Origin of the sequence: Microbacterium sp. NPDC087665, from assembly GCF_044743285.1 — a bacterium.
Classification (GTDB): domain Bacteria; phylum Actinomycetota; class Actinomycetes; order Actinomycetales; family Microbacteriaceae; genus Microbacterium.
In genome coordinates this window covers 611,829-637,638 of record NZ_JBIUWD010000003.1, presented here as the reverse complement: position 1 = coordinate 637,638, position 25,810 = coordinate 611,829, and the positions used below count along the sequence as shown (strand labels likewise).

Below are 25,810 nucleotides of genomic sequence, written 5' to 3'. Positions count from 1 at the left end.
GCCGATTGACGCCGGTCGAGTTCGAGACCATCATGAACGAAGAATTGGCCCTCGCGGCCTAACCAGAACTGTCACCTGTTCCCGCATCAGACCCGTCTCAGCAGTTGATCTTGCAATTGGACAGGCGCGCACTCGGTATGAGGACGCGGTAAAGCATGAGCGAGGGTTGGTCGGTGTCGTTGCGAGGTTCCTGCGCTGGCCGCAGACACTACGCGAAGCCGTCGGGCCGAGCTGGACCCAGCGCACTGCAGCGAGCACTTTAGGCGTGGTCGGACAGATCATCGTCGGCGCGGTCGCTGCAGCTCTGGGAGCTGCGCTCGTGTGGGGCGTGGTCGAGCTCTTCCGGCTGTGGTTCTAGCCGACTCGTGCCGCCGGGCGAGGACGGGCTGCCACAACGCAAACGGCGCGAGAGGGTAAGTTGCCTCGACTGCGCCGTCCATGTGTGTGAGCGCCCAGCCCGCTGTGGTTCACGACGCTCGCAGCGCCGCCTCATCTGACCGCGCCCGACCAGGCTAGACCAAAGCGGTGCTGCTTGACCAAATACGTGAGCTCATCCCTGGCCATTCCGGGCGAAACCACGTCTAAGCGGTCGACTGTGGTCATTATCAGTCAGGACCTTCAAATCGTAGTTGGCCTTTCTAATCCGCGGGTCGTGGGTTCGAGCCCCACGGGACCCACCGCATGATTCTCACCGCTCGTTGGAAGGTGAGGACATCTCCCACTTTCCCTCACCGGTGACGATGCGCCGCGATGCGTCGAGACGAGCAGCGGCCGTCGACGGCTTGCGCGCGGCCTGCTCGGCGATCGCCGCGGCGAACTCCTCCGCGAACGAGAGACGTGGCACCCGCCCCACGACCTCCTCGATGAGCCGAACGTCCCAGAGGTGCGCATCGGCGTGCGCGACGTCGAGACTCGTCGCCGCCTCCAGCAGGAAGCCCTCCGGGTCGACATCCACATCGACGCTCACCCACATATGCCGCTGGATCACCTCGCCCAGCCGCGTGCGCCGCTCGGCCGACCAGCCCGCGCCGGCCGAGAACACCCAGGCCACCGCCGCGCCCGCATCCTCGAAAGCGAGGGTGTGGCTGTCGAATGCGGGCGAGATCCCGACGTCGTGCAGGACGGATGCCACGAAGAGCAGTTCCTCGTCGATCTCGAGGCCGAGCGTTTCGGCGAGCGCTTTCGCCCAGACCCACGAGCGCAGTGAATGGTTGAACACGGCGGGAGTGCACCACTGCTGCGCCACCTCGATCGCACGCTGCGACGCCTCCGTCGGCGGCACGAGGAGACGATCGAGATCAGAGGCGTGTGCGGGCGAGTCGGTCGACATTCTGCGAGCCTATCGGCGCCGTCTCGCACCGCTCACCGCCATCGACGATGCGGGGACTATCACCCGCACCGCCGACTGGCCACCCCCTTCCCCGCATCCGCCGCCCGGGGCAGAGTCGAGGCATCCACTTCCGCACTCCCGAAAGGACGAACCATGGCAACTCTCACCGGTAATCGAGTGGCATTCCTGGCGACCGACGGGTTCGAAGACAGCGAACTCACGAGCCCCTGGGACGCGGTGACGGCCGAGGGCGCCAGCGCCACCCTCATCGCTCCCGCTGCGGGGAAGATCACGGGCAAGAACGGTCACGAGCAGACGGTCGACCTCACCTCCGCCGACACCTCGGCGGAGGGCTTCGACGCGCTCGTGCTGCCGGGCGGCGTCGTGAACGCCGATAATCTCCGTCTCGACGACGCGTCGATCGCGCTGGCCAAGGCGTTCTTCGAGCAGCACAAGCCGGTGGGCGTCATCTGCCACGGCGCCTGGATCCTCATCGAGGCCGGCGTGGTCGAGGGGCGCACCCTCACCAGCTACCCCAGCCTGAAGACCGACCTCCGCAACGCCGGCGCCACCTGGGTCGACGAAGAGGTCGTCGTCGACGAGGGCCTCGTCTCGAGCCGCACACCCGATGATCTGCCCGCCTTCAACGCGAAGGTCGTCGAAGAGATCGGCGAGGGGAAGCACGCAGGCCAGACCGCGTAGCCTGCCCACGAACTCGAGCCCGGGACGGAGATCAGGCGCCGCCCCGGGCTCGATGCCGTCGTACGGCGGCGCGGTTCGCGCATCGCACCGAGCAGAAACGCTGCCGACCGTTGCGGGTGACGTCGGCGACGACGTTGGTGCAGGGGGATGCCTCGCATCGCCCGAGACGATTCATGCCGCGAGTGACCAGGTGCAGCGACGTACCCAGGTTGATGATCGCCCGCAGCACGTACGGCAGAGACGGCACATCGTCGCGGTAGTGGAGGTGCCACCCCTCACCGTCGTGGTTCGTGAGACGCGGGTACGCCGCCGCTCTCGCGAGCTGCTCGTTCAGCAGTTCAGCCCGAGCATCCGCGTCCGTGGCGTCGACGATCGCGAGCCAATCGTCGATCACCTCCCGTATCCGCGCATGGTCGTCGGCAGCGGGCGGGAACGTCATCGTCATGCCCATCTCGATCGTGCGTTCCTCGACGCCGGCGCGGTCGGCGGGCCAATCATTCGCGAGAGAGGTCGCCAGCAGCACCGCGTACTCGCCGTAAGGGTTGAGATGCATAAGGCCATTACATCACGCTGGTCTCATGACCTCGTTGAACACTCTCCCGATCCCCCGGCAGACCACCCCGACTCCCACCCACGAGCACGCGTGGCTCACCGAATCCCGTCACCGCACGAGCGAGGGCATCCTGTCGTACGTGCGGTGCGACGCCTGCGGTGCCCGCCGCGTCGACCTGCAAGCTCAGCCGCACCTGCCGCCCGCCGCGGTCAGCCGCGGACTCGGCGCCGCACCGTCGACTCCGCACTAGGCCGTGAGCTCGGCGAGCTTCCGCGTCGTTCGCAGATTGCGCGCCGTCCCCGCCACCCCGAGCGCCCTGTCGAGAACCGCCTTCGTGAGCTTCGAGGCGTGCACACCGGTCTCGCCGTAGTTGATCCACAGATCGTGGCCGACGAGTTCGATCTGCTCCCCCGGCACGAGTCGCTCGCGCAGCGCCTCAACCGCTCCGGACCGCGGCTCGCCCTCGAGGAACATCGCGTGCAGAAGCTTGTCGATCGGGTCGACGAACGGCTGCGATTCCAGCGCCGCCACCAGCGCCTCGTGCGTGCGATGGATCACCGGTGTATCGACCCCGAATTCATCGTGGATGAGAGCACGCACCCGGGCGGTCGCCGCTGCGGGGTCGGACGGATGCTCGCACACGATGTTGCCGCTGGCGATGTATGTCGACACGCCCTGGAGCGTGCCGGACGCGGTGAGCAGTTCACGCAGCTCGGCCATCGGCACCCGGTTGCGACCACTCACGTTCACGGCGCGCAGCAGCAGGACGCTGCCGCTCACGCCTGCGCGCTCTCGACCAGTTCTGCGCCCGCGTGCGCGAGTTCGGCCAGCGCCGCAGCGCTCGACTCAGCTCCGACACCCGCGACGAGATCCGTGAGCACCCGCACGTGCACACCGTGGGCGACGGCATCGAGAGCGGATGCCCGAACGCAGTGGTCGGTGGCGATCCCCACGACATCGGCGCTGAGCACTCCCGCTGCCGTCAGAACGGCACCGACCGTCTCCCCCGTGTCGGTCACACCCTCGAACATCGAATAGGCGGGCACACCCTGGCCCTTGCGCACATGGTGGGTGACGGCATCCGTCGCCAGCAGTGGGTCGTACTCCGCACCGGCCGTGCCCTCCACGCAGTGCGCCGGCCAGGTGTCGACGAAGTCGGGTCGGTCAGCGAAGTGCCCACCGTTGTCGTCTTCGGCATGGTGCCAGTCGCGGGAGGCGACGATCACCGCATAGTCACCCGCATGGGCCGCCAGGTAGGCCGAGACGGCCGTGGCCACCGCATCACCACCGACCACCGCGAGGGCACCGCCCTCGGTGAAGTCGTTCTGCACATCGACGATCAGAAGCGCTCTGCTCATGCCACGAGCGTACGCCGCCCGCACGGTGAAGCCGAGGGCCGAAACGCAGACGCACGCCGAACGAAGGTACCCGCAGCGGTGGGCGCTGTCTGTAGTCCGAAGAGGGGACAGACATATCGCACGGTTTGGGCTTACCTGTCCGGGGCCCGAATCGGGCTCGACCATCACGACAGGAGACGAACCCGCATGAGTCCACCACCGGAGCACGCCGATGCTCAACCCGTTTCGCGACGCACGTTCATGGCCCTCACCGGTGTCACGGTCGCGGCGACGGCTGTCACGGTCGATCTGTTCGCCTCGCCGGACCCCGCGGCCGCTGCCGTCTCGTGGGGGCACCCGTTCGCCTATCGTCAGGCGGCCGGATCTCGGTTCGGCATGAGACGCGGCAAGATGCACGCGGGTCAGGACTATCCGGCTGCGACGAACACGCCGATCCATGCCGTGGCCGACGGGGTCGTGGCCGCCAACGGCACGCTCGGCACCAATGGCGCCTACGGGAACGCGGTGTTCGTCAACCACGCCGACGGCTGGTCGACCCGCTATGCGCACATGGTCAATCGCTCGACCCTCAACGTCGGGCAGACCGTCAAGCGGGGTGCACTGATCGGCGCGGTCGGCAGCACCGGCAGGTCTTCCGGACCGCACCTGCACCTCGAGCTGCGGCAGAACGGCCGAGCAGTCGATCCGCTCCCGTACGTCCAGAACGCCCCTCTGGCCAATTCCCCGACCCCTCCCACCCTCCCCACTCCCGACCCTCGCAAGGAGAACCAGATGACCTACAGCATCAGCGTCAACGGCAATCAGTACGCGATCGCCCCGCAGTACCTCTCGCACTACGGCACCGCCGCGCAGGCCACCGTCACGCGCAACGTCACATCACCGAGCGACGAAATCCACAAACTCTCCTGGGCGCAGTTCCAAGAGCTGCTCGATGGCCTGGGCATTCCGCGGGAGGTCGTGCTGCAAAGCGGAGGAGTGTTCGACCCGCAGACCGGAACACACCGCGGAAACGGCACGTGGTCGCGCGAGCGCGAGATCCTCGCTGCACTCGCGAAACTGGCCGCCTAGACCGCGACGGCGCAGCCTAGAAAAGACGAAACCCCCGGACTCTTCAGGAGTCCGGGGGTTTCACTGAGCCGCTTGTCAGAATCGAACTGACGACCTTCTCATTACGAGTGAGATGCTCTGCCGACTGAGCTAAAGCGGCGTGCGACGGGCAAACCGGCGCGATCACCGATATTACCCTGTCTCGCGTTCGCTCGCGAATCGAGGCGGGCTCGCTCGCGTGTCACTCGCAGCGCAGGCCGTCCTCTGGCACGACGTCATCGAGCAGGAACGCCTCGACGGCATCATCGACGCAGCTGTTGCCCTTGTTGTACCCCGTGTGGCCCTCGCCGACGCGAGTGATGAGCACGCCCTCTTCGAGCTGGTCGGCAAGCGACTCCGACCACTCGTAGGGGGTGGCCGGGTCGTTGGTCGTGCCGATCACCAGGATGGGGCCGGCTCCCTCGGCGGTGATCTCACCGCGCGTGCCCGTGGGCGGGTACGGCCAGACCTCGCAGGAGTCGGGGCCGTTCCAGTACGGGGCGATGGTCGGCGCACCCTCTTCGATCTTCTGGGTGATCGCGGCCTCGGCAGCGGGGTCGTCTTCGACCGGGTAGTCCATGCAGTTGTACGCGCGGAAAGCCTCGGAGGAGTTGTCGAGGTAGGCGTTGCCCTCGCGGCCGTTGTAGAAGTCGGCGAGCACGAAGGCGGTGGTCGGGTCGCCCTGCAGCGCCTCGTCGAGGGCCTGCGTGAGGTAGGGCCAGCTGTCTTGCGAGTAGAGCGCGGCGATGATGCCCGTCATCAGGGAATCGGCCCCGAGCATGCGACCATCGCCGTTCTTCAGCGGGGTGCGGTCGACGCTGGCGAGCAGCGCGCCGAGATCGGCCATCGCATCGTCGACCGAGCCGTTGAACGGGCAGTCACCCGAGTCGAGGCAGTCCTGCATGTAGGCGCGCAGCGCCGACTCGAACCCGAGAGCCTGCGTGGCGCCGACCTCGAGCCCCGGAACCGCGGGATCGATCGCACCGTCGAGCACGAGGCGGCCGGCCTTCTCGGGGTAGAGCTTGGCATAGGTCGCACCGAGGAAGGTGCCGTACGAGTAGCCGAGGTAGTTCAGCTGCGTGTCGCCCAGCACCGCCCGGATCAGGTCCATGTCGCGGGCCGAGTTGATCGTCGTGATGTAGGGCAGGATGCCGTTGCTGTTCGCGTCGCAGGCATCGGCGAAGGCCTGGTTGCGCTCGGTGAGCTCGGCTTCCCACTCGGCGCTGCCCCGCGGCGAGGCGGGGATGCTGTACAGGTAATCGTCCATGGCGGCGGCGTCGAAACAGGTCACTGCGGTCGATTCGCCGACACCGCGCGGGTCGAACCCGATCACGTCGTAGTTCTCGATGAGCGCGGAGCCGACGGCGAAGTCGAGACTGTCGCGAATGAGTTCGACGCCACTGGCGCCCGGGCCGCCCGGATTGGTCAACAGCGAGCCCATCGGCGTCTGCTCGGCCTGGTGACGGATCACCGACAGCTCGATCTCGCCGGCGCTCGGGTTCTCCCAGTCGAGCGGCGCCGTGACCATGGTGCAGTCGAACCCGACGCTCCCGCAGGAGGTCCAGTCGAGCGTCTGCTCGTAGAACGGCAGCAGGTCGGCGGAGACACCCTCGGTGTCGGGCGCGTTCGTCGACGACGGGCGGGGCGCTGCCTCTTCGGGGATCATCGCGTAGAGGCAGCCGGATAGGGCGACCGATGCGGCGGCGAGGCCGGCGATCATCACGGCGGCGCGGCGGAGACGGGACGTCTGTCGGATGTTCACGGTGTCCTCCCGCTCGTGATGGTCACGAGCAAGCTCTCGAGGGCGAGCAATGGTGCGACGTTGCGCTCCAGCGACTGCCGGGTGTCGGCGAGGTGGTCTAGTACGACCAGCGTACGGGTCTGCGGCCAGGCCGCCGCGATCGCATCCAATTCGGGGAGCAACTCGCGGTTGATGAGCACGTCGTTGCGCCCGAACTGCAGCATGACGACGTCGCGGTACATCGACTGCAGATCGGTGAGCACCCGGTCGATGCCGTCGCGCAGGCTGCGGGTGGCGCGCTTCTTCTGGTCGTCTTCGAGCGCCGAGAGCTGGGCGCGCAGCGCCGGAGGAACCGCCTGGCCTTCGCCGACGCCGACCATGCGCAGCAGATTCGCCCGCTCCCCCGCGTCGCGTTCGGCGGTGAGGGCCTTCGCATCTTCGGTCGCGGCCTGGATGATGCGCCCGGCGACCTCGACCGCGTCGCCGACTCCCCGCACCCCGATCACCGAACGGAGGGTGTCATCGCGTCGTCGTCGTGCGGACTCATCGGTGGCGAGGCGCTGGGCCATGCCGATGTGGCGCTGCGCGTGGCGGGCGGCCTGCTCGGCCACCTCCGCGTCGACGCCCGTGCGCAGGCTGATGAGTCGCGCGACGTCGGCCACGTCGGGTTCGCGGAGTCGCAACGAGCGGACGCGGGAGCGGATCGTCGGGAGCAGATCGGCTTCGCTGGGTGCGCAGAGAATCCACACCGTGTTCTCGGGCGGCTCTTCGAGGGCCTTCAGCAGCACGTTGGAGGTGCGCTCGACCATGCGATCGGCGTCTTCGACGACGATGACGCGGTAGCGGCCCGCAGACGGGGCGAAGTACGAGCGTTCGACGAGGGCGCGCGCCTCGGCGATGGTGATGATGACCTTGTCGGTGCGCAGCGCCGTGACATCCGGGTGCGTGCCCGCGAGAACCTGACGCATCGCGGCCTCGTCATCGGGTCGGTCGGCGATCAGAGCGGCGGCGAACGCGTAGGCGAGAGTCGAGCGCCCGGAACCCGGTGGGCCGGTGATGAGCCAGGCGTGCGAGAGGGCTGCCGGGTCGGATGCCGCGGTCCGCAGCGTCTCGACCGCTGCATCTTGCCCCCAGACATCGCCCCACGGGAACGGAGCGATCACGGTCTCAGGCATGCACTCAGCCTAATCGTGACCGCCGACACGGACGGCACAGGTGCAGTCGTCATCGTCGTTCGGCGCGGGAGGGCCGGCTACGCGAGGAAGGACTCGACGCGCGCACGGATCTGCGCCGCGATCACGTCGGTCGAGGCCGAGGCGTCGACCACGAGGAACCTCTCGGGTTCCGCGTCCGCCAGGGCGAGGAAGGCATCGCGGACTCGCCCGTGGAAATCCGCCTTCTCGGCCTCGAGACGATCGAACGGCTTGTCGGCCGAGTCGAGCCGCTCGCGCGCGGTCTGCGGGTCGAGGTCGAGCAGGACCGTGAGATCGGGCAGCGCGCCCTCCGCAGCCCAGAGCGAGAGATCGCGCACCTCGGTCGCATCCAGCACACGCCCGGCACCCTGATAGGCGACCGAGGAATCGAGGTAGCGGTCCTGCAACACGATTTCGCCGCGCTCCAGCGCCGGTCGCACGACCGTGGCCACGTGGTGCGCCCGATCGGCCGCGTAGAGCAGGGCCTCGGCGCGCGGGGCGATGTCGCCGCGGTGATGGAGCACGATGTCGCGGATGAGCTGTCCGACCTCGGACCCACCGGGTTCACGGGTGCGCAGAACCGCGTTCCCGGCATCCGAGAGCCAGGATGCGAGCAGATCCGACTGCGTGGTCTTGCCCGAGCCGTCGCCGCCTTCGAGCGTGATCCAGCGGCCACGACCTGGGGTCACGAGTCCGCCTTCGCCGGAGCCTTCTTCGCCGGAGCCTTCTTCGCAGGAGCCTTCTTCGGTGCGGCGGCCTTGGTCGTCGCAGCCTTGGTCGCGGCGGCCTTCGTCGTGGTCGCCTTCTTCGCTGCTGCCGCGGTGGGCTTCTTCGCGGCGGGCTTCTTCGCAGGAGCCTTCTTCGCCGCCGTGCGCGATCCGCGCTTGGGAGCAGGGCCCTTCGCCCGCTTGTCGGCGAGCATCTGCACGGCCACCTCGAACGTGATGTCCTCCGGCTTCTGGGCCTTCGGGATCGTGACGTTGGTCTCCCCATCGGTGACGTACGGACCGAATCGGCCGTCGCGGATGCGAATCGGCTTGCCACTCACGGGGTCGGCTTCGAATTCGACGAGAGCGCTCGAGGCACGGCGCGCGCCGTACTTCGGCTGCTTGTAGATCTCGAGCGCCTGCTCGAGGGTCACATCGAAGATCTGCGACTCGTTCTCGAGCGAGCGGGAGTCTGCGCCCTTCTTCAGGTACGGACCGAACCGGCCGTTCTGCGCGGTGATCTCATCGCCCGTCTCGGGGTCGGTGCCGACCACGCGCGGCAGGCTGAGCAGCTGCAGCGCGGTGTCGAGTTCGATCTCGTCGACCGACATCGAACGGAACAGCGAGGCGGTGCGCGGCTTGGGAGCCACTTCCTTCTTCGCCCCGCGCTTCTTCGGAGCTTCGACGACCTCACCGGTCGTCTCATCGACCGCCGCGTCTTCCGATACCGGATCGTTCTCCTGCACGTAGGGGCCGAAGCGGCCGTCCTTCACGACGACGATCTTGCCGTTCTCGGGATTCTCGCCGAGAACGCGGTCACCGGCGACGGGCGCGTCGATGAGCTCCTGCGCCTTGGCGGCGGTGAGCTCGTCGGGCGCGAGGTCTTCCGGAACGTTGACGATGCGCGGCTTGGCCTCGGGGTTCTCGGGATCGGCCACCTCGAGGTACGGGCCGTACTTGCCGAAGCGCAGCGTGGCCGTGTCGGTGATGGGCGTCGAGTTGAGCGCGCGGGCATCGATCTCGCCGAGGTTGTCGACGACCTTGCGCAGACCGGCGTGCGCGTCGGAGCCGAAGTAGAACGACTTGAGCCATTCCACGCGGTTCTGCTCGCCCCGAGCGATCGTGTCGAGGTCGTCCTCGAGCGATGCGGTGAAGTCGTAGTCGACGAGCTCGGCGAAGTGCTCTTCGAGCAGGCGGACGACGCTGAACGCCAGCCAGGTCGGCACGAGCGCCTGACCGCGCTTGACGGCGTATCCGCGATCGAGGATCGTCTCGGGGATCGTGGCGAACGTCGACGGGCGACCGATGCCCTTCTCCTCGAGCACCTTCACCAGCGACGCCTCGGTGTACCGGGGCTTCGGCGTGGTGCGGTGACCCTTGGCCTCGGCATCCGACACCGCGAGCTCGTCGCCGACGGCGACGGCCGGAAGCGACTGGTTCTCGGCGGCATCCGCATCGCTGCGCTTCTCGTCGCGTCCTTCTTCGTACGCCTCGAGGAAGCCCTTGAAGGTGTAGACGGTTCCGGACGCGGTGAACTCGGCCACTTGACCTGCGGCGTCGACGGCGATCGTGACGGTGGTCGTCTCGTACTTCGCGTCGGACATCTGGCTGGCGACCGTGCGCTTCCAGATCAGGTCGTAGAGCCGCTGCTCGTCACGGTCGAGCTGCGAGGAGACGGATGCCGGGGTGCGGAAGGTCTCTCCCGACGGGCGGATCGCCTCGTGCGCCTCCTGGGCGTTCTTGCTCTTCGACTTGTAGACGCGCGGCTTCAACGGCACGGCGCGGTCGCCGTAGAGCGAGACCGCCTGGCTCCGCGCCGCCTGCACCGCCTGGGTGCTCAGCGCCGTGGAATCGGTACGCATATAGGTGATGAAACCCTTTTCGTAGAGGCGCTGGGCGACACTCATCGCCTGCTTGGCCCCCATCGAGAGCTTGCGTCCGGCCTCCTGCTGCATGGTCGAGGTCGTGAAGGGCGCGTAGGGGCTCCGTGTTCCGGGCTTGGCCTCGACCTTGGTGACCGTTCCAGCGCCGACGGATGCGACCGCCTGGGCGAGGGCGGTGGCCTTGGCCTCATCGAGGACGATGACGGCCTTCTTCAGAGAACCGGAGTCATCGAAGTCGGTTCCACGGGCCAACTGGCCGCCGTCGACACGGACCAGGCGGATGCGGAACGACGTTCCGGTCGCCGCTGCCGAGGCGTCGACGTCCCAGTACTCCGCAGAGACGAACGCCATGCGCTCGCGCTCGCGGTCGACGATCAGGCGGGTCGCGGCGGACTGCACGCGACCGGCGGAGATGCCGGTCTTGACCTTGTACCAGAGCACGGGCGAGACGTCCCACCCGTACAGGCGGTCGAGGATGCGTCGGGTCTCCTGCGCGTCGACGAGGGCGTGGTCGAGCTCACGCGTGTTTCCGACGGCGGCCTGGATCGCGTCCTTGGTGATCTCGTGGAAGACCATGCGCTTGACCGGGACCTTGGGCTTGAGCGTCTCGAGCAGGTGCCAGGCGATCGCCTCGCCTTCGCGGTCCTCATCAGTGGCGAGCAGGAGTTCGTCGGCCGTCTTCAGAGCTCGTTTGAGCTCGGCGACGGTCTTCGTCTTGCGATCCGAGACGACGTAGTACGGGTCGAACCCGTTGTCGATGTCGATCGAGTACTTCCCGTATGCCTCTTTATCGGCCGCCGGAATGTCTTTCTTGTCAGCGAGGTCGCGAATATGGCCGACGGAGCTGAGCACCTCGTAGCCGTCGCCGAGGTATCCCTGAATAGACCGCATCTTCGTCGGGGACTCGACGATGACGAGCTTCTTGCCTTCAGCCAAGGGTGCGTCCTTTCTTCGAAGCACACCATACACACCCCACTTTTCGGGTGGTTCACAGTGAGGGGGTATGTTCCGCCGTCATTCGCCCGCGGGTTGTCCGGCACGAGCTCGGGAGACGGCAGCGAGTCCAGCGTACGCCGCCTGGACCTCCACGGTCGCCACGAGGCCCGCACCGAGCGGGTCGTGCGCGCCGCGGCCATCGCCGATCTCCGCCGTCGGAGCCCCCGTCGAGCGCAACGGGAGGCCCCGACGGGGACACCGACTACCGGTCGCCGCTCACGGGTGGAGCTTCCTCCGCTTCACCCGGGCGACCCCGAGCGCCACCGCACCGAGGAGGAGCATGACGATCGCCGACGCGGAGAGGTGCACGGGCGTGGAGGCGCCGGTGTTGGCGAGCACCTGCGGAGATGCGGAGGGGGCGGTGTCCCCGCCACCATCGACAGCCAATTGGATCGCCACTGCCATGGTCGTGCCACTCGTCTGCCCGATGAAGACGAGATCGTGATCGCCGCCCTCGAGCAGCTGCAACTGGGCCGGCGTCAGGTTCAACTGCACCTGCCCGTTGACGACCGGGAAGGTACCGAGGAAGACCGGCGTCGAATACGCGTAGACATCGACATAGCTGTCCGAGCCGTCGCTCCAGGGGATCTCGCCCTGGAGGGGCTTGCTCGGGTCGAGGCTCTGAAGATCCGTGTTACCTGCCGCGCTTCCGTCAGAGGCGTTGAAGCTGCTCGGCGGGATCGTCGGAACGGCACCGCTCCGGATGTGCTCCTGCAACTGCTCCGAGTTCGTCGCGGGCGCCGGAGCCGGCTCCGGGTTCGGCACGTTCACGACAATGGTGCGAGCATCCGACACCGGGGACTCGAGGTAGTCCATCGTGTCATCCGGGGTGAACTGCGCCGTGATCGAATGCGAACCGGCGCCCAGGGTACCGAGCGCGATCGACGCCGCGCCGCCCTCGGCCACGACCGGGCCGCCCAGAGGGGCGCCGCCGTCGAAGAACTGCACGGTTCCCTGCACGGCCGGTGCGACGCTGGCGACGGCCCGCGTATTCGCGTCCCCTCGGGGCATGGTCGGCGACGAGAGGGTGAGAGACACCGATGTCGGCTGCGCAGTCATCTCCGCGCTCTTCCACCAGGGGGAGTAATTCACATCGCCGCTGACGATCGTCGAGAAGTCCGGGTTCGCGCTGCCCCAGAAGTTGTGCGTCGCGGTGATCCGGCCGCCGTTCTCGTTGTGGAGTGCGATGACGGTGCCGCTCAGATTCATACCGGTCACCACGGCTCCGGTCGTACCGCCGCCGATGATGAGGCCGATGTCGGAGCCGCTGATCTCGCCGCCGTCGAGGACGAGACCGGTCAGGGTCGCCGGGTTCGCCGCGTAGCTGCCGTCGTTCCGGGCCTGGATATCGACGGCCGCCCCGAGAGGCGCGCCCTGTCCGCCACCCGAGTTCAGCGCGGTGAGGTTGTCGAAGACGATGTCGGAGTAGTCGCCGGCCTTCAGGTTGATGCTGATGCCGTTGCCCATGGTCGCCCTGTCGTGACCGCTCCCGTTCGCCGTCACATCGGTGAAGATCGCATTCGAGAGCTTCTCGGCGTAGAACCCCTTCTCGCCATTCCGGTCGAAGGTCGCGCGGGTCATCGTCACATCATCGAGCTGAGAGTCCCCGGACGTGCTCTTGTCCGCGTACCACCCGTTCTTCGTGTTGTCGTCGAAGTGACTGTCGGAGATCTCGATATTGCGAGCGCTCGCGGCGGAGCCCAGTTTCACACCGGTCGCGTTGAAGCTGATCGTCGAATCGGTGATCCGCAGGCCGGCGTTGTCGGAGCCGCTCAGGTTGATGCCGTAGCTCGAGTTCGCCGTGCTGACCACGCGATCGAGGGTGGTGTGGCTGCCGGCGACGACACCGCTGCCGAAGCCGGTGACGCGGATGTTCTCGATCGTCACCCTTGATTCGGCGGTGCCGTTGCTCGTGGTGATGCCGTTGCCGGATGATCCCTCGATGATGGTGTCGACGGACGGATCGCCCCCGTTGCCCGCTCCGCGGAGCGTCACCGGCTTGTTCAACGCGATCCCGCCGGCGTACGTCCCTGCGGCGACCTCGATGATGTCGCCCTCCGCCGCCGCGGCGATGCCGGCCGCGATCGTCGTGTAGTCGCAGCCGTCCTGGCAGACCGCGATCGTCACCGCTTGCGCGTCGACGACGGTGATGCCGGGGATCCCGTCATCGTCGGAAGTGACGGTATAGGTCGATGCGGCCATCGCCGGCGTCGCAGTGACCAGAGCGGCGGCAACACCTGCCCCCACAACCAGAATGGCGGTATATCGGGCACGGCGGTTTAGTCTTCGCATGATCTCCCCTGCGACGTCGGAATCGGCGACCCGGGGGTCAATTCGACATCCAAGCTATCGGCGCGCGCCGCTGCCGTGCAAGCGTTCGACGCGGCGGAGTGGCGGTGACGGCCGCGCTTCACCGCCGCATCTTCCGCCATCATCCCGCCGTCATTCCGCCGCGGGTGGTCCCGCACGAGCTCGCGAGATGGCAGCGAGTCCGGCGTACCCCGCCTCGACCTCGACGGTCGCCACGAAGCCCTCGATCGCGCATGCCGTGAGCGTCGCGCCCGATGCCGCGGCGACGCGCGCGGCCGTCGTACAGGGGTCGTCGACGGCGGGCACGGCTCCACTCGCCGCGTCGGCCGCAGCCAGCGCTGCCGCATCGGCTGCCCCCGCCACGCGCTGCGCCGTGACCGCCGCTCCCCCGACGGCGGCGAGCCCGAGCGAGAGTGCGCAGGCGGCCACGAGCACGCCCGCGGCGAGCGCCGTGCCCGCCATCAGCGACCGCCGCCGAGCGCACAGCTGGATGCCTGCAACGGAATGCGCACCAGATTCCCGATCCCGAAGTCGGATCGCGCGGTGACGCAGACGAGGTCTCCGGACGGCCCCGATGACATCGTCGATCCGGGCACGGCCCGGCGCACGATGTCGGCTGCCGCTCCTCCGTCTTCGCCGCGGCCGAGCAGGCGAGCCGCATCCGCAGCGGCATCCTGCAACGCCACCTGCCGCGCCGCGGCACCCAGCGCACCGGCGCCCAGGGCGAGCGTGAGCACCACCGCGGGGAGCGCGAGCGCGAGTTCGGCCGCGACCGATCCGCGCTCGCTCCCGACACGGCGTCTCGTTCTCGTCACGACACCGTGAGTGCACGACGAACGAGATCGGTGAGGATGCCCCGCACCTCGTCGGATCGCATGATGACCACGAGCAGCCCGGCGAATGCCACGGCCGCCATCGTCGTGATGGCGTACTCCGCGGTCGCGGCACCCGAGTCGTCGGCGAACAGTGACGACGCACGGCGGCGGGTCAATCGGGGGATGGTGTTCATGGGGTTCCTTCTTTCTGTCGGGACGCGGTCGCGTCTGCGGAGGGGTCATAGCGGCAGCGGGGTCGAGGCGAGCACGCTGAGGAGCAGCGGGGCGACGCCGAGCAGCAAGAAGGCCGGCAGGGTGCACACCCCCAGCGGCAGCAGCAGTCGCGTCGAGAGCCGCGCCGCGCGCAGGCGCCCCTGGATGCGGGCACTGTGGCGCTCCTGCGCGGCCGATGCGCGCAGCAGTTCGACGGCGGGGACTCCTGCCGCGCTCGAGAGTTCGAGGACGGAGGCGATCCGGCGCTCGTCGCCCGGCGCGGCACCGGCGCTCTCGGACACGAGGCGCAACGCCCTCTCGATCGATGCGCCGCCCGAGAGCGCCACGGCGACAAGTTCGGCGCGCATGCCCGGAGTTCCGGGAGCGGGACGGGCGCGGCGCAGGAGGCGTGTCGTCCAGAAGTGTGCGAGCAGCACGAGGAGAAGACCGGCGACCACGCAGGCGGCGCCGAGCGGGTTGCGCGTGACGACGCCGATCGTGTCGAAGCCGAGTGCGAAGCCCAAGAGGAGCCCGGCGAACGGCATCCAGAGCAGCAGGCGGGCGGTTCCGGCCGGCTCGGCGAGCGCGATGCGCACATCATCGGCGGCCGAGGCGGCATCGCGGAGCGTCTCGGCGATCATGCGCAGCACCTCGGCGAGCGGCGCCCCGACCGTGCTGGCGATCTCCCACGCCGCCGCCAGATCGGTCCAGACGCCGCCCTCCGCCTCGATCGCATCGAGAAGCGGAACACCGTCGTCCAGGCGAGCGACGATCGCGATGGCGTGCCTGTCGCCCGTGTCGGCGAGATGCCTCCACGCGGTGACCGGCACCGCACCCGCCTGCAGGAGCACCGCCAGCGTCTGCACCGATGTCGCCGCGTCGGCATCGTTCGACACGGCGGAACGCCGCCGCCTCACCACGGCTGCACCTCGTCGATGCCGAGTCGGTCGCGCACCAGCGTGAAGGTGCCGGCCTGGGCGATGCGCCTGGTGCCCCCGGGAGCACGCTCGAGGTGCAGGACGATCGTGAACGCGCTGACCGTCTGACGGGCGAGCGCCGTGGCATCCATCCCCGCCAACGCGCCGAGCGCCTCCATCCGGGCGGGAACGTCTCCGAGTCCGCTCGCGTGCAGCGTTCCGGCACCGCCGTCGTGCCCGGTGTTGAGCGCCGTGAGCAGCTCGCGCACCTCCTCGCCGCGGCACTCCCCGACCACGAGTCGGTCGGGTCGCATGCGCAGCGACTCGCGCACGAGTCGGGCGAGCGTGATGCCCCCGGCGCCTTCGAGGTTGGCCTGACGCGCTTCGAGCGCGACGTGGTGCGGATGCCGCGGACGCAGTTCGGCGACGTCTTCGATCGTCACCAGCCGTTCCGACGGCCGCACCTCGGACAGCAGGGCGGAGAGCAGCGTCGTCTTGCCCGTGCCCGTTCCTCCCGTGATGAGCAGGTTGGCGCGCTCGGCGACCAGCCGCGTCAGCCAGGCCTGCTGGCGCGCGTCGAACGCGCCGAGCGCGGCCAGGGAGTCGAGATCGGCCGCACGCACCCGCGGAATGCGGATGGAGAGCGCGGTGCCAGTGGTCGACACGGGCGCGAGAACGGCATGCACGCGGATGCCCGAATCGAGGCGCACGTCAACGCAGGGAGCCTGATCGTCGAGATGCCGCCCGCCCAGGCCCACGAGCGCGACCGCGAGTTCGCGCACCTCGCGTTCGGACGCACGCCAGGCCGGGACGGGCTCGGTGCCCTGCCCCCGGTCGAGGAAGAGCCCGGCCGCGCCGTTCACGAACAGATCCGTCACGGCCTCGTCGGCGCAGTACTCCGACAGTGCTCCGAAGGTCGGATCGATGCGCAGCGGCGCCGGTGCGCTGCCCGGTATCGCGCCGGAGGCAGCACTGCCGCCCCGGGGTTGGATGATGAACGAGTCGGCCATGTCCCGACGTTAGGCAGGACGCAGTCCAACGCCGATCGGTCGCAACGGCAGCTGTGCACAACTCCGTCGGAGCGGACGCGGTGCAGAATGCACGGGCATGAGAAGGGCGGCATCTCACGGGGGGAATGAGATGCCGCCCAGGGCGAGCACCGATCGGGGGAATCGGCCTCGCCAAGGCCGGAATGAGTATTCGGCTGTCGTCGAGTGTACGCAAGGCGACCGTCCTGACAAAACCAGGCCACACTACCTACTTTCGGCAGTATGCGATCCGCCGGGGGCGCGACTAGATTCGGCCTGTCCTGGTCGCACCATGCCGGGAACATGCCCAGCCGCAAAGGAGCGTCTGCCGATGAGCAGTCAGATCGATCACCTTCTCGACGAGAACCGCCAGTTCCCGCCCTCCGAGGAGTTCGTCGCCCAGTCCATCTCCTCACCCGCCCTCTACGAGCGCGCCGAAGCCGACCGTGAAGGCTTCTGGGCAGAGCAGTCCCGCGAGCTGCTGCACTGGCACACGCCATTCACCCATGTGCTCGACTGGTCGGCCCCGCCCTTCGCGAAGTGGTTCGACGATGGCGAGCTGAACGTCGCCTACAACTGCCTCGACCGCCATGTCGAGGCCGGCAACGGCGAACGTGTCGCCCTCTACTGGGAAGGCGAGCCGGGCGATTCGCGTCGCATCACCTACGCGGAACTGACCGACGAGGTCAAGCGCACCGCGAACGTCCTCGCCGAACTCGGTGTCGGCCAGGGCGACCGCGTCGCCATCTACCTCCCCATGATTCCCGAGGCGATCGCCTCGATGCTCGCGGTCGCCCGTCTCGGCGCCATCCACTCCGTCGTGTTCGGCGGATTCAGCGCCGACAGCCTGCGCTCGCGCATCGACGACGCAGGCGCGAAGGTCGTCATCACGGCCGACGGCGGATACCGCAAGGGACGGGTCTCCGCCCTCAAGCCGGCCGTCGATCAGGCGCTCAGCGACCGCGGCGACGGCGAGCAGCTGACGGTCGAGCACGTGCTGGTCGTCCAGCGCGGCGGCAACGACGTCGACTGGGTCGAAGGGCGCGATCACTGGTGGCACGACGTGGTGCCCGCGGCATCCGCCGATCACACCGCGCAGGCGTTCCCCTCGGAGAACCCGCTCTACATCCTCTATACATCGGGCACCACGGGAAAGCCGAAGGGCATCCTGCACACGTCCGGCGGATACCTCACACAGGCCGCCTACACGCACAAGTACGTGTTCGATCTGCACCCCGAGACCGACGTGTACTGGTGCACCGCCGACATCGGGTGGGTCACCGGTCATTCGTACGTGGCCTACGGCCCGCTCGCGAACGGCGCCACCCAGGTCATGTACGAGGGGACGCCGGATGCTCCGCACGCCGGGCGCTGGTGGGAGATCATCGAGAAGTACAAGGTCTCGATCTTCTACACCGCGCCGACCGCGATCCGTTCGTTCATGAAGATCGGCCGCAGCGTGCCGCAGAAGTTCGACCTGTCGTCGCTGCGCGTGCTCGGATCGGTGGGCGAGCCCATCAACCCGGAAGCGTGGATGTGGTACCGCGAGGTCATCGGCGGAAACCGCGCCCCGATCGTCGACACGTGGTGGCAGACCGAGACCGGAGCGATCATGGTGTCCCCCCTCCCGGGCGTCACCGCGACGAAGCCGGGCTCGGCGCAAGTTCCGATCCCCGGCATCACCATCGACGTCGTCGACGAGAAGGGCGAAGACGTCGGCACCGGCAATGGCGGGCTCCTCGTCATCACCGAGCCCTGGCCCAGCATGCTGCGTGGGATCTGGGGCGACCCGGAGCGCTTCCGCGAGACGTACTGGGAGAAGTTCGAGGACAAGGGCTACTACTTCGCCGGCGACGGTGCCCGGCTCGACGACGACGGCGACCTCTGGCTGCTCGGCCGAGTCGATGACGTCATGAACGTGTCGGGCCACCGACTCTCGACCGCTGAGATCGAATCCTCGCTCGTGGCGCACGAGGCGACGGCCGAGGCCGCCGTGGTCGGAGCATCCGACGAGGCGACCGGCCAGGCCGTCGTCGCCTTCGTCATCATCAAACAGAGCTATCTCGACGCCCACGACCCGGCGGGTCTCGCCCAGCAGCTGCGGCTCTGGGTCGGCGAGCAGATCGGCGCGATCGCCCGCCCGCGCGACGTCTACATCGTCGGCGAGCTGCCGAAGACCCGCTCGGGCAAGATCATGCGTCGCCTGCTGCGTGACGTGGCCGAGGGGCGCGAGGTCGGCGATACGACGACGCTGGCCGACACCGCCGTGATGACGATCATCTCGTCGCAGGTCAAGTAGCGCAGAGACGCGAAGACGCCCCTCCCGAATCGGGAGGGGCGTATTCGATGTGGGGGGGTCAGGCGAGGAGGAAGGTAACCTCGACCTCGACCGGGCTGTCGAGCGGCAGCACCGGCACGCCCACGGCGGCGCGGGCGTGGCGACCGGCGTCGCCGAAGATCTCGCCGAGCACTTCGCTCGCGCCGTTGATGACGCCGGGCTGTCCGGTGAACTCGGGAACGGATGCCACGAATCCGCCGACCCTCAGCACACCGGCGATGCGGTCGACACCGCCCGCGGCATCCGCAGCGGCCGCCAGAGCGTTCAGAGCGCAGGTGCGCGCGTAGGACTTGGCATCGTCGGCGTCGACCGCGGCGCCCACCTTGCCGGTGGCCGGGAGCGCGCCGTCGGCGAACGGGAGCTGTCCCGAGGTGTAGATGAGACCGGCGTGGACGACGGCGGGCACGTAGGCGGCGACCGGGGCGGCCACGGCGGGCAGCTCGATACCGAGTTCGGCGAGGCGCGCGGAGATGCTCATGCCGCACCTCCGTCGAATTGGCGGGCGGCCTGCGCGGCGGCGGCGAGGCCGGTCTCGTTCGAGCCGTCCTGCGTGACGGGGCGCTTGAAGTAGGCGACGAGGCCGCCTTCCGGGCCCTGCACGACCTGCACGAGCTCCCAGCCCTGCTTGCCCCAGTTGTTGAGGATCGCGGCGGTGTTGTGGATCAGCAGCGGTGTGGTGACGTACTCCCACGTGGTCATGGCACTCCATTCGATCGGGGCGCGAGCGACGACGAAGAGACGCAGGCCCGTCAAAGGCGGTATTCAGGGAACTCCCCTACGATCAAGCGTATGCCTCAAAAGAACCGTACGGTGAAAGGCGTGCTCGGTGGTCTCCTCGGGCTCGTCGGTCTGAGCGCCGTTGCCGGCATTCTTGTCACCACCAGCGTCACTCCCGTCCTCGCCATGACCGGTATCGCCGGCAACCAGGCGATCACGATCTTCGAAGATCTCCCGGAGAACCTCGACGTCAACACGCCGATGGAGCAGTCCGTCATCTATGCGAAGGATGGCGCGGGAAACCCCGCCAAGCTCGCCTCGTTCTACGAGCAGAACCGCGTGCCGCTGACGTTCGAGCAGCTCTCGCCGACGCTGATCAACGCGATCCTGTCGAGTGAGGACAAGAACTTCTACAGCCACGGCGGCGTCAACTTCGGCGCTACGGTCAAGGCACTCGTCGACAACGTGCGCGGCACCTCGAGCCGCGGTGCGTCGACGATCACCCAGCAGTTCGTCAAGAACGTGCAGATCCAGCAGTGCGAGCAAGACGCCGACGCCACGTCGGAGACCTACGCCGACGACCTGACGACGTGCTGGCAGAAGGCCACGGATGCATCCGGCGTCGACGGCATCGAGCGCAAGCTGCAGGAGATGCGGTACGCGATCCAGATCGAGAAGAAGTCGTCGAAGAACGACATCCTCTTGGGATACCTGAACATCGCGAACTTCGGCGGCACGGTCTACGGCATCGAGGCCGCGGCCAACTACTACTTCTCGACCAGCGCGGCGAACCTCACGATCGCCCAGGCGGCGACGCTCGCCGGCATCGTGCAGAACCCGAACCGCCTGCGCATCGACAAGGTCGACGGCACCTACACCGACGCCGAGGGCGTCGCGCACAACACCGCGGCCGACGGCTTCGCAGACACCCTCGACCGCCGCGACTACGTACTCGGACGGATGCTCGCCGACGGCAAGATCACGCAGGCGGAGTACGACGAGTCCAAGGCCACGCCGATCACTCCCGCCATCACGCAGCCCACCCAGGGCTGTGCCGCAGCGGGTCGCAACGCCTACTTCTGCCAGTACGTGAAGTCGGTCGTCGAGAACGACCCCGCCTTCGGCGACACCCCCCAGGACCGTCGTGAGCTGCTGCGTCGCGGCGGCCTGCAGATCTACACCACGCTCGACCTGCGCGTGCAGGATCCGGCCTCTGCGGTGATGGCTGAGATCGTTCCCGCCAACTACGACAACCAGCACTTCGGTGCCGCGGGCACCTCGATCGAGGTGGGCACGGGGCGCATCCTCTCGATGACGCAGAACACGACATTCACCGAGACGCCGACCGACGACCTCGCCTACACCTCGCTCGTCTTCGCCGGCGACAAGGTGCACGGCAACTCGAACGGATTCCAGGTCGGCTCGACCTACAAGCTCTTCACGCTGATCGACTGGCTCGAGCAGGGGCACTCCCTGCGCGAGACGCTGAACGGCAAGGTGCAGACGAACATGAAGATCAAGGACTCCTGCACCAATGGCGGAGTCACCCACACGGTCGACACGAAGAAGATCGGTAACTTCGGCGGCGGTCAGGGCGGCACCAACACGGTGATGAACTTCACCGCGCAGTCGCTCAACAGTGGATTCTTCGCGATGGCGTCGAAGCTCGACCTCTGCGAGATCAACAAGGTGGCCGACCGCATGGGCGTCACGCTCGCGAACGGCGGCAAGACGACCGACCAGAACGTGCCTTACGACATCCTCGGGTCGAAGAACATCTCGCCGCTCGCGATGGCCAACGCCTACGCCACGGTCGCCAGCGGAGGCACGTACTGCGCGCCCATCGCGATCGACCGCGTCGTCGGTTCCGACGGTGCCGACCGCGAGATCCCGCCGATCACCTGCAAAGAGGGCGTCATCTCGCCCGAGGTCGCCGCGACCGCCGCCTACGCGCTGCAGGGCGTGATGACCGGCAGCGGCACGGGTGCCGTCGCGAACACGCGCGACGGAATCCCGCTGATCGGCAAGACCGGAACGCACGACACCTGGTCGACCATGATGATCGAGTCCAGCACCAAGGTCGCCACGGCCGTCTGGGTGGGCCGCTGGGAGGGCCAGGCGAACATCTATCGCCAGCGCGCCGGCGGATACAACTTGAACGAGATGCGCTACCCGCTCGCGCGGACGATGCAGGCCGCCGCGAACGAGTTCTACGGCGGCGGCGCCTTCCCCGAGCCCGACGGCAACCTCATCCGCCAGGTGGTCACCGACGTGCCGGCCGTCACCGGAATGACGATCGAGGATGCCACGGCCACACTCGAGGGCGCCGGATTCACCGTCTCGGTCGGCGCCGCGGTCGACAGCGACCAGGCGACGAACATCATCGTCGCGCAGGACCCCTCGGGTCAGGCCGCCGCGGGCGCCACTGTGACGATCTCGCCCAGCAACGGATTGGGTGCGACCGTGCCCGGCGACCTGATCGGGAAATCGCGCGCCGATGCCACCGCATCGCTCGTCGGAGCAGGCTTCAACAGCCTCCAGTTCGACAGCTCGTGCAACGGTCCCGGCAAGACGGTCGCCAGCACCGATCCCGCGCCAGGCAGCGCAGCGACCAAGACGACGAACGTCACCGTGGTCTGCCAGTGACGCACCGACATTCGGCGCACCCGGCCCTCATCGCGCTCGGCGCGGTGGGGGCCGTGGGCGCTGCGGCGGCGGTCTGGGGCATCGGCATCGAGCGTTACCTGTTCACGGTGCGCGAGGTCACGGCATCCGCTCTCCCGGCGGGGTCCGCTCCCCTGCGCATCCTGCACCTGTCCGACGCGCACATGGCACCGTGGCAGCATCGCAAACAGGATTGGCTGGCATCGCTCGCGCAACTGAAGCCGGATCTGATCGTCAACACGGGCGACAACCTCGGCCACCGCGACGGCCTGCAGGGCATCCGACGAGCCTTCGACCCGTTCGCCGGCATCCCCGGCGTCTTCGTGCACGGCTCGAACGATGTCACCGCCCCCTCGCCGCGCAATCCGCTGCGCTACTTCACCGGCCCGTCGAAGCGGCACGTCAAGCCAGAACTCCTCGACACCGAGGCGATGGACGACTACTTCACCGATGACCTCGGCTGGACCGATCTCAACAATCGTGCGGCCCGCATCGTCGTCGACGGTCGCGAGATCGACGTCTTCGGCGTGAACGACGCCCACCGCGACTGGGACCGTCTCGACGTGCTCCCCGCCGCGCTCGACGCCCTCGGCACCCGCACGCCCGGCACGCCCGTGCTCGGGGTCACGCACGCGCCGTACCGGCGTGTGCTCGACGAGTACGTCGACCTGGGCGCCGACGCCATCCTCGGCGGTCACACGCACGGCGGTCAGGTCTGCCTGCCCGGATACGGGGCCCTCGTCGCCAACTGCGACATCCCGTTGAAGCAGGCCAAGGGGCTGAGCACCTGGGCCCACGGCGGTCGAGCGGTGCCGTTGAACGTGAGCGCCGGGTGCGGGCATTCGATCTATGCCCCGGTGCGCTTCGCGTGCCGACCCGAGGCGACGCTGCTCACGCTGACGGCGCGCGACTGACCCGCTCGATTCGGTGCTCGGGAGATTTCCCTGTAGACTCGGAGGGTTGCAAACGGGGTGTGGCGCAGCTTGGTAGCGCGCTTCGTTCGGGACGAAGAGGTCGCAGGTTCAAATCCTGTCACCCCGACCAGTAACACCGGAAGGCCGCCCTCAGGGGCGGCCTTCTCTGTATCCGAACGGCTCACGAAGGGGACGCCATGGGCACGCTGCTTCCTCCTCCCCGGCGCCTCACGCGCGCGTGGGCGCTCGGACTCGGCATCCCCTTCGTCGTCGGCCTGGTCGCGCTCACGCTGACGCCATCGCGCGTCGAACAACGGATGCCCAATCTGCTCGATCTGGTGCTCTCCCTCGCACACCGGCTGGGCTGGTCGTCGCTCGACTTCACCCGACTCGAGGTCCTCGCGAACGTACTCGTGTTCATCCCCGTGGGCATCCTCGCGTTCCTGCTGCTCCCGCGACGGGCCTGGGGCCTCGCCTTCGTCGTCGGCCCCACGCTCTCACTGGCGATCGAAGTGTTCCAGCGCATCGCTCTCCCCCACCGCGCAGCGACCGTCTCGGATGTGATCGCCAACAGCACCGGCGCGACGGTCGGGGTGGTGCTCGCCGTGTTGTGCACAGTTCTCGCCGCGGCTCTCTCTTCCCAGCCGCGCTCTCCTAGGCTGGAGGCATCATGACCGCGCCCTCTCTCGTCGCCTTCGACCTCGATGACACGCTCGCTCCGTCCAAGGGCGCGATCAGCCCGCGCATGGCCGAACTGCTGCGCGCACTGCTGCGCACCGTCGACGTCGCCATCATCTCCGGGGGCAACGAGCAGCAGTTCCGCTCGCAGGTCGTCGCGCAGCTCGGGGGAACGGATGCCGTCGACCTCGGTCGTCTGCACCTGCTGCCCACCTGCGGCACCCGCTACCTGCGCTACGACGGCAGCGATTTCACGACGGTGTACGCGCACGACCTCAGCGACGACGAGAAGTCGGCGGCGCTCACGGCTCTGCGCGAAGAGGCGGAGCGCCTGGGCCTGTGGGAGGCCGAGCCCTGGGGCGACATCCTCGAAGACCGCGGATCGCAGATCACCTTCTCGGCACTCGGGCAACGCGCACCCGGCGAGGCGAAGCACGCCTGGGACCCCGATGGCGCCAAGCGCGCAGCCCTGCGCGACGCCGTCGCCGCGCGCGTTCCCGGACTCGAGGTGCGTTCGGGCGGCTCGACGTCGATCGACATCACCCGCGCCGGCATCGACAAGGCCTTCGGCATGACCCGACTCGCCGATCTCACCGGCATCCCGCTCACGTCCATGCTGTTCTACGGCGACCGCCTCGACGAGGGCGGCAACGATTACCCCGTGCTCGCGATCGGGGTGCCCTCGGTGGCGGTCGAGGGCTGGGAAGACACCGCCGACAGGCTCGACGCGCTCCTCCCGACGCTCTGATCCGCCACCGGGGCCGCCTCGGGTCCTAGCATGGCGTCATGGATGCTCTGCTCATCGTCGTCATCGTCGCCGCCCTCAGCAGCGTCGCGTGCTGGGTGCTGTCGCTGATCACGCGCGACACCTCGTGGGTCGATCGTGCCTGGTCGATCGTTCCCGTCGTCTACGCGTGGATCTTCGTCGCGGTGGCGTTCTCGCACGGCGACGGGTCGGCACGCCTCGTCGTGATGGGCCTGCTCGCCACGGCTTGGGGCGCTCGACTCACGTTCAACTTCGCCCGCAAGGGCGGGTATACGGGCATGGAGGACTACCGCTGGGCGATCCTGCGCGGGCGCATGCGCCACTGGCAGTTCCAGATCTTCAATGCGCTGTTCATCATCGCTTACCAGATGACTCTGCTCGTGCTCATCACGCTTCCGGCAGGGGTCGCGGCGGAGCATCCGTCTGCCCTGACCGGCTGGGACGCGCTCTTCATCGCGCTGTTCCTAGGGTTCCTGATCGGCGAGACCGTGGCCGATCAGCAGCAGTGGGCGTTCCATCAGCGCAAGAAGGCGGCCGGCGGCACGCTCTCCCCCGGCTTCGCCACCGAGGGCCTGTTCCGCTACAGCCGCCATCCCAACTTCTTCTTCGAGCAGGCGCAGTGGTGGGCGTTCTACGCGCTCGGCGCGACGGCGGCGGTCACCTCGGGCGCGGGCGTGCTCGGCGGGGCGGTGAACATCACGATCATCGGCGCCGTGCTGCTCTCGCTGCTCTTCATCGGGTCGACGATCTTCACCGAGTCGATCACCGCCGGCAAGTACCCCGCCTACGCAGAGTATCGCCGCACGACATCGATGCTCGTTCCGTTGCCGCCACGACGAAGCGCCGCCGTTCCGCAGACCTGAGGCGGAACGACGGCGCTTCCGCGCGACGTCAGGGAAAA

Annotated in this window: 25 protein-coding genes and 2 tRNA genes; 10 read left to right on the top strand and 17 right to left on the bottom strand. The window is 68.2% G+C overall.

Annotated features, from left to right (window positions below; all coding sequences use genetic code 11):
• Nucleotides 1–688: 688 nt before the first annotated feature.
• A complete protein-coding gene (locus ACIOSY_RS09810; protein ID WP_400852620.1) occupies nucleotides 689–1,330 on the bottom strand; it encodes an HD domain-containing protein in 642 nt (213 codons plus the stop codon).
• A 153-nt stretch (nucleotides 1,331–1,483) separates the two neighbouring features.
• On the opposite strand from ACIOSY_RS09810, the gene ACIOSY_RS09805 reads away from it, so the two are divergent.
• Nucleotides 1,484–2,032, top strand: a complete 549-nt coding sequence (locus ACIOSY_RS09805) for a type 1 glutamine amidotransferase domain-containing protein (RefSeq protein WP_400852618.1) — start codon at nucleotides 1,484–1,486, stop codon at nucleotides 2,030–2,032.
• A 31-nt stretch (nucleotides 2,033–2,063) separates the two neighbouring features.
• Here ACIOSY_RS09805 and ACIOSY_RS09800 read toward each other — a convergent pair whose 3' ends face one another.
• Nucleotides 2,064–2,585, bottom strand: coding sequence for a CGNR zinc finger domain-containing protein (locus ACIOSY_RS09800; protein ID WP_400852616.1), 522 nt, complete (start codon nucleotides 2,583–2,585; stop codon nucleotides 2,064–2,066).
• A 25-nt stretch (nucleotides 2,586–2,610) separates the two neighbouring features.
• On the opposite strand from ACIOSY_RS09800, the gene ACIOSY_RS09795 reads away from it, so the two are divergent.
• Nucleotides 2,611–2,835 (top strand): hypothetical protein, encoded by a 225-nt coding sequence (locus tag ACIOSY_RS09795; protein ID WP_400852615.1) that lies wholly within the window; start codon nucleotides 2,611–2,613, stop codon nucleotides 2,833–2,835.
• Here ACIOSY_RS09795 and ACIOSY_RS09790 read toward each other — a convergent pair.
• Both ACIOSY_RS09790 and ACIOSY_RS09785 read right to left on the bottom strand, forming a co-directional pair.
• Complete coding sequence (locus ACIOSY_RS09790; protein ID WP_400852613.1) at nucleotides 2,832–3,365, bottom strand: DUF1697 domain-containing protein; 534 nt, start codon at nucleotides 3,363–3,365, stop codon at nucleotides 2,832–2,834. The two genes, ACIOSY_RS09795 and ACIOSY_RS09790, sit on opposite strands and share 4 nt — an antisense overlap.
• Nucleotides 3,362–3,943, bottom strand: coding sequence for an isochorismatase family protein (locus ACIOSY_RS09785; RefSeq protein WP_400852611.1), 582 nt, complete (start codon nucleotides 3,941–3,943; stop codon nucleotides 3,362–3,364). The genes ACIOSY_RS09790 and ACIOSY_RS09785 overlap by 4 nt, the downstream gene beginning before the upstream one ends.
• Before the next feature lie 186 nt (nucleotides 3,944–4,129).
• Here ACIOSY_RS09785 and ACIOSY_RS09780 point away from each other — a divergent pair, with 186 nt between their 5' ends.
• Entirely contained in the window at nucleotides 4,130–5,011 is an 882-nt protein-coding gene (locus ACIOSY_RS09780) for a M23 family metallopeptidase (RefSeq protein WP_400852609.1), read from the top strand.
• A gap of 66 nt (nucleotides 5,012–5,077) precedes the next feature.
• Here the strand turns inward: ACIOSY_RS09780 and ACIOSY_RS09775 are convergent.
• The 11 genes from ACIOSY_RS09775 to ACIOSY_RS09725 form a co-directional block, all read right to left on the bottom strand.
• Nucleotides 5,078–5,150: transfer RNA gene (locus tag ACIOSY_RS09775), tRNA-Thr, on the bottom strand.
• Nucleotides 5,151–5,231: 81 nt separating this feature from the next.
• Nucleotides 5,232–6,749 (bottom strand): alpha/beta hydrolase, encoded by a 1,518-nt coding sequence (locus ACIOSY_RS09770; RefSeq protein WP_400852648.1) that lies wholly within the window; start codon nucleotides 6,747–6,749, stop codon nucleotides 5,232–5,234.
• Between the two features lie 38 nt (nucleotides 6,750–6,787).
• Entirely contained in the window at nucleotides 6,788–7,945 is a 1,158-nt protein-coding gene (locus ACIOSY_RS09765; RefSeq protein ID WP_400852607.1) for a DNA polymerase III subunit delta', read from the bottom strand.
• 77 nt (nucleotides 7,946–8,022) lie between these two features.
• The gene (gene tmk / locus ACIOSY_RS09760; protein ID WP_400852605.1) at nucleotides 8,023–8,652 is read right to left on the bottom strand and encodes a dTMP kinase; all 630 of its coding nucleotides are present in this window, start codon (nucleotides 8,650–8,652) and stop codon (nucleotides 8,023–8,025) included.
• The gene (gene topA, locus ACIOSY_RS09755) at nucleotides 8,649–11,489 is read right to left on the bottom strand and encodes a type I DNA topoisomerase (protein ID WP_400852603.1); all 2,841 of its coding nucleotides are present in this window, start codon (nucleotides 11,487–11,489) and stop codon (nucleotides 8,649–8,651) included. The genes tmk and topA overlap by 4 nt, the downstream gene beginning before the upstream one ends.
• A 276-nt stretch (nucleotides 11,490–11,765) precedes the next feature.
• The gene (locus ACIOSY_RS09750) at nucleotides 11,766–13,751 is read right to left on the bottom strand and encodes an Ig-like domain repeat protein (RefSeq protein ID WP_400852601.1); all 1,986 of its coding nucleotides are present in this window, start codon (nucleotides 13,749–13,751) and stop codon (nucleotides 11,766–11,768) included.
• A 240-nt stretch (nucleotides 13,752–13,991) separates the two neighbouring features.
• Nucleotides 13,992–14,321 carry an Rv3654c family TadE-like protein gene (locus tag ACIOSY_RS09745; protein ID WP_400852599.1) on the bottom strand — a complete coding sequence of 110 codons (330 nt, stop codon included), beginning with the start codon at nucleotides 14,319–14,321 and terminating at the stop codon, nucleotides 13,992–13,994.
• Nucleotides 14,321–14,674: a TadE family type IV pilus minor pilin gene (locus ACIOSY_RS09740; RefSeq protein ID WP_400852597.1), complete on the bottom strand. Its 354-nt coding sequence runs from the start codon at nucleotides 14,672–14,674 to the stop codon at nucleotides 14,321–14,323. Before ACIOSY_RS09740 ends, ACIOSY_RS09745 begins: the two co-directional genes overlap by 1 nt.
• Complete coding sequence (locus ACIOSY_RS09735) at nucleotides 14,671–14,868, bottom strand: DUF4244 domain-containing protein (protein ID WP_400852595.1); 198 nt, start codon at nucleotides 14,866–14,868, stop codon at nucleotides 14,671–14,673. The genes ACIOSY_RS09740 and ACIOSY_RS09735 overlap by 4 nt, the downstream gene beginning before the upstream one ends.
• A 45-nt stretch (nucleotides 14,869–14,913) precedes the next feature.
• Nucleotides 14,914–15,783, bottom strand: a complete 870-nt coding sequence (locus tag ACIOSY_RS09730; RefSeq protein ID WP_400852593.1) for a type II secretion system F family protein — start codon at nucleotides 15,781–15,783, stop codon at nucleotides 14,914–14,916.
• Nucleotides 15,784–15,800: 17 nt separating this feature from the next.
• Complete coding sequence (locus ACIOSY_RS09725) at nucleotides 15,801–16,814, bottom strand: TadA family conjugal transfer-associated ATPase (protein WP_400852591.1); 1,014 nt, start codon at nucleotides 16,812–16,814, stop codon at nucleotides 15,801–15,803.
• 349 nt (nucleotides 16,815–17,163) lie between these two features.
• Here ACIOSY_RS09725 and acs point away from each other — a divergent pair, with 349 nt between their 5' ends.
• Nucleotides 17,164–19,131 carry an acetate--CoA ligase gene (gene acs, locus ACIOSY_RS09720; RefSeq protein WP_400852589.1) on the top strand — a complete coding sequence of 656 codons (1,968 nt, stop codon included), beginning with the start codon at nucleotides 17,164–17,166 and terminating at the stop codon, nucleotides 19,129–19,131.
• Nucleotides 19,132–19,189: 58 nt separating this feature from the next.
• Here acs and ACIOSY_RS09715 read toward each other — a convergent pair whose 3' ends face one another.
• Both ACIOSY_RS09715 and ACIOSY_RS09710 read right to left on the bottom strand, forming a co-directional pair.
• A complete protein-coding gene (locus tag ACIOSY_RS09715; protein WP_400852587.1) occupies nucleotides 19,190–19,648 on the bottom strand; it encodes a RidA family protein in 459 nt (152 codons plus the stop codon).
• A complete protein-coding gene (locus ACIOSY_RS09710; RefSeq protein WP_400852646.1) occupies nucleotides 19,645–19,869 on the bottom strand; it encodes a hypothetical protein in 225 nt (74 codons plus the stop codon). Before ACIOSY_RS09710 ends, ACIOSY_RS09715 begins: the two co-directional genes overlap by 4 nt.
• A 90-nt stretch (nucleotides 19,870–19,959) precedes the next feature.
• On the opposite strand from ACIOSY_RS09710, the gene ACIOSY_RS09705 reads away from it, so the two are divergent.
• From ACIOSY_RS09705 to ACIOSY_RS09680, 6 genes are all read left to right on the top strand, one after another.
• Nucleotides 19,960–22,533 carry a transglycosylase domain-containing protein gene (locus ACIOSY_RS09705; protein ID WP_400852585.1) on the top strand — a complete coding sequence of 858 codons (2,574 nt, stop codon included), beginning with the start codon at nucleotides 19,960–19,962 and terminating at the stop codon, nucleotides 22,531–22,533.
• Nucleotides 22,530–23,465 carry a metallophosphoesterase gene (locus tag ACIOSY_RS09700; RefSeq protein ID WP_400852583.1) on the top strand — a complete coding sequence of 312 codons (936 nt, stop codon included), beginning with the start codon at nucleotides 22,530–22,532 and terminating at the stop codon, nucleotides 23,463–23,465. Before ACIOSY_RS09705 ends, ACIOSY_RS09700 begins: the two co-directional genes overlap by 4 nt.
• A gap of 53 nt (nucleotides 23,466–23,518) precedes the next feature.
• Nucleotides 23,519–23,595: transfer RNA gene (locus tag ACIOSY_RS09695), tRNA-Pro, on the top strand.
• Nucleotides 23,596–23,662: 67 nt separating this feature from the next.
• Entirely contained in the window at nucleotides 23,663–24,139 is a 477-nt protein-coding gene (locus ACIOSY_RS09690; protein ID WP_400852581.1) for a VanZ family protein, read from the top strand.
• Complete coding sequence (locus ACIOSY_RS09685; protein WP_400852579.1) at nucleotides 24,136–24,891, top strand: HAD-IIB family hydrolase; 756 nt, start codon at nucleotides 24,136–24,138, stop codon at nucleotides 24,889–24,891. Before ACIOSY_RS09690 ends, ACIOSY_RS09685 begins: the two co-directional genes overlap by 4 nt.
• Nucleotides 24,892–24,929: 38 nt before the next feature.
• Nucleotides 24,930–25,772, top strand: coding sequence for a DUF1295 domain-containing protein (locus ACIOSY_RS09680; protein WP_400852577.1), 843 nt, complete (start codon nucleotides 24,930–24,932; stop codon nucleotides 25,770–25,772).
• Nucleotides 25,773–25,810: the final 38 nt, after the last annotated feature.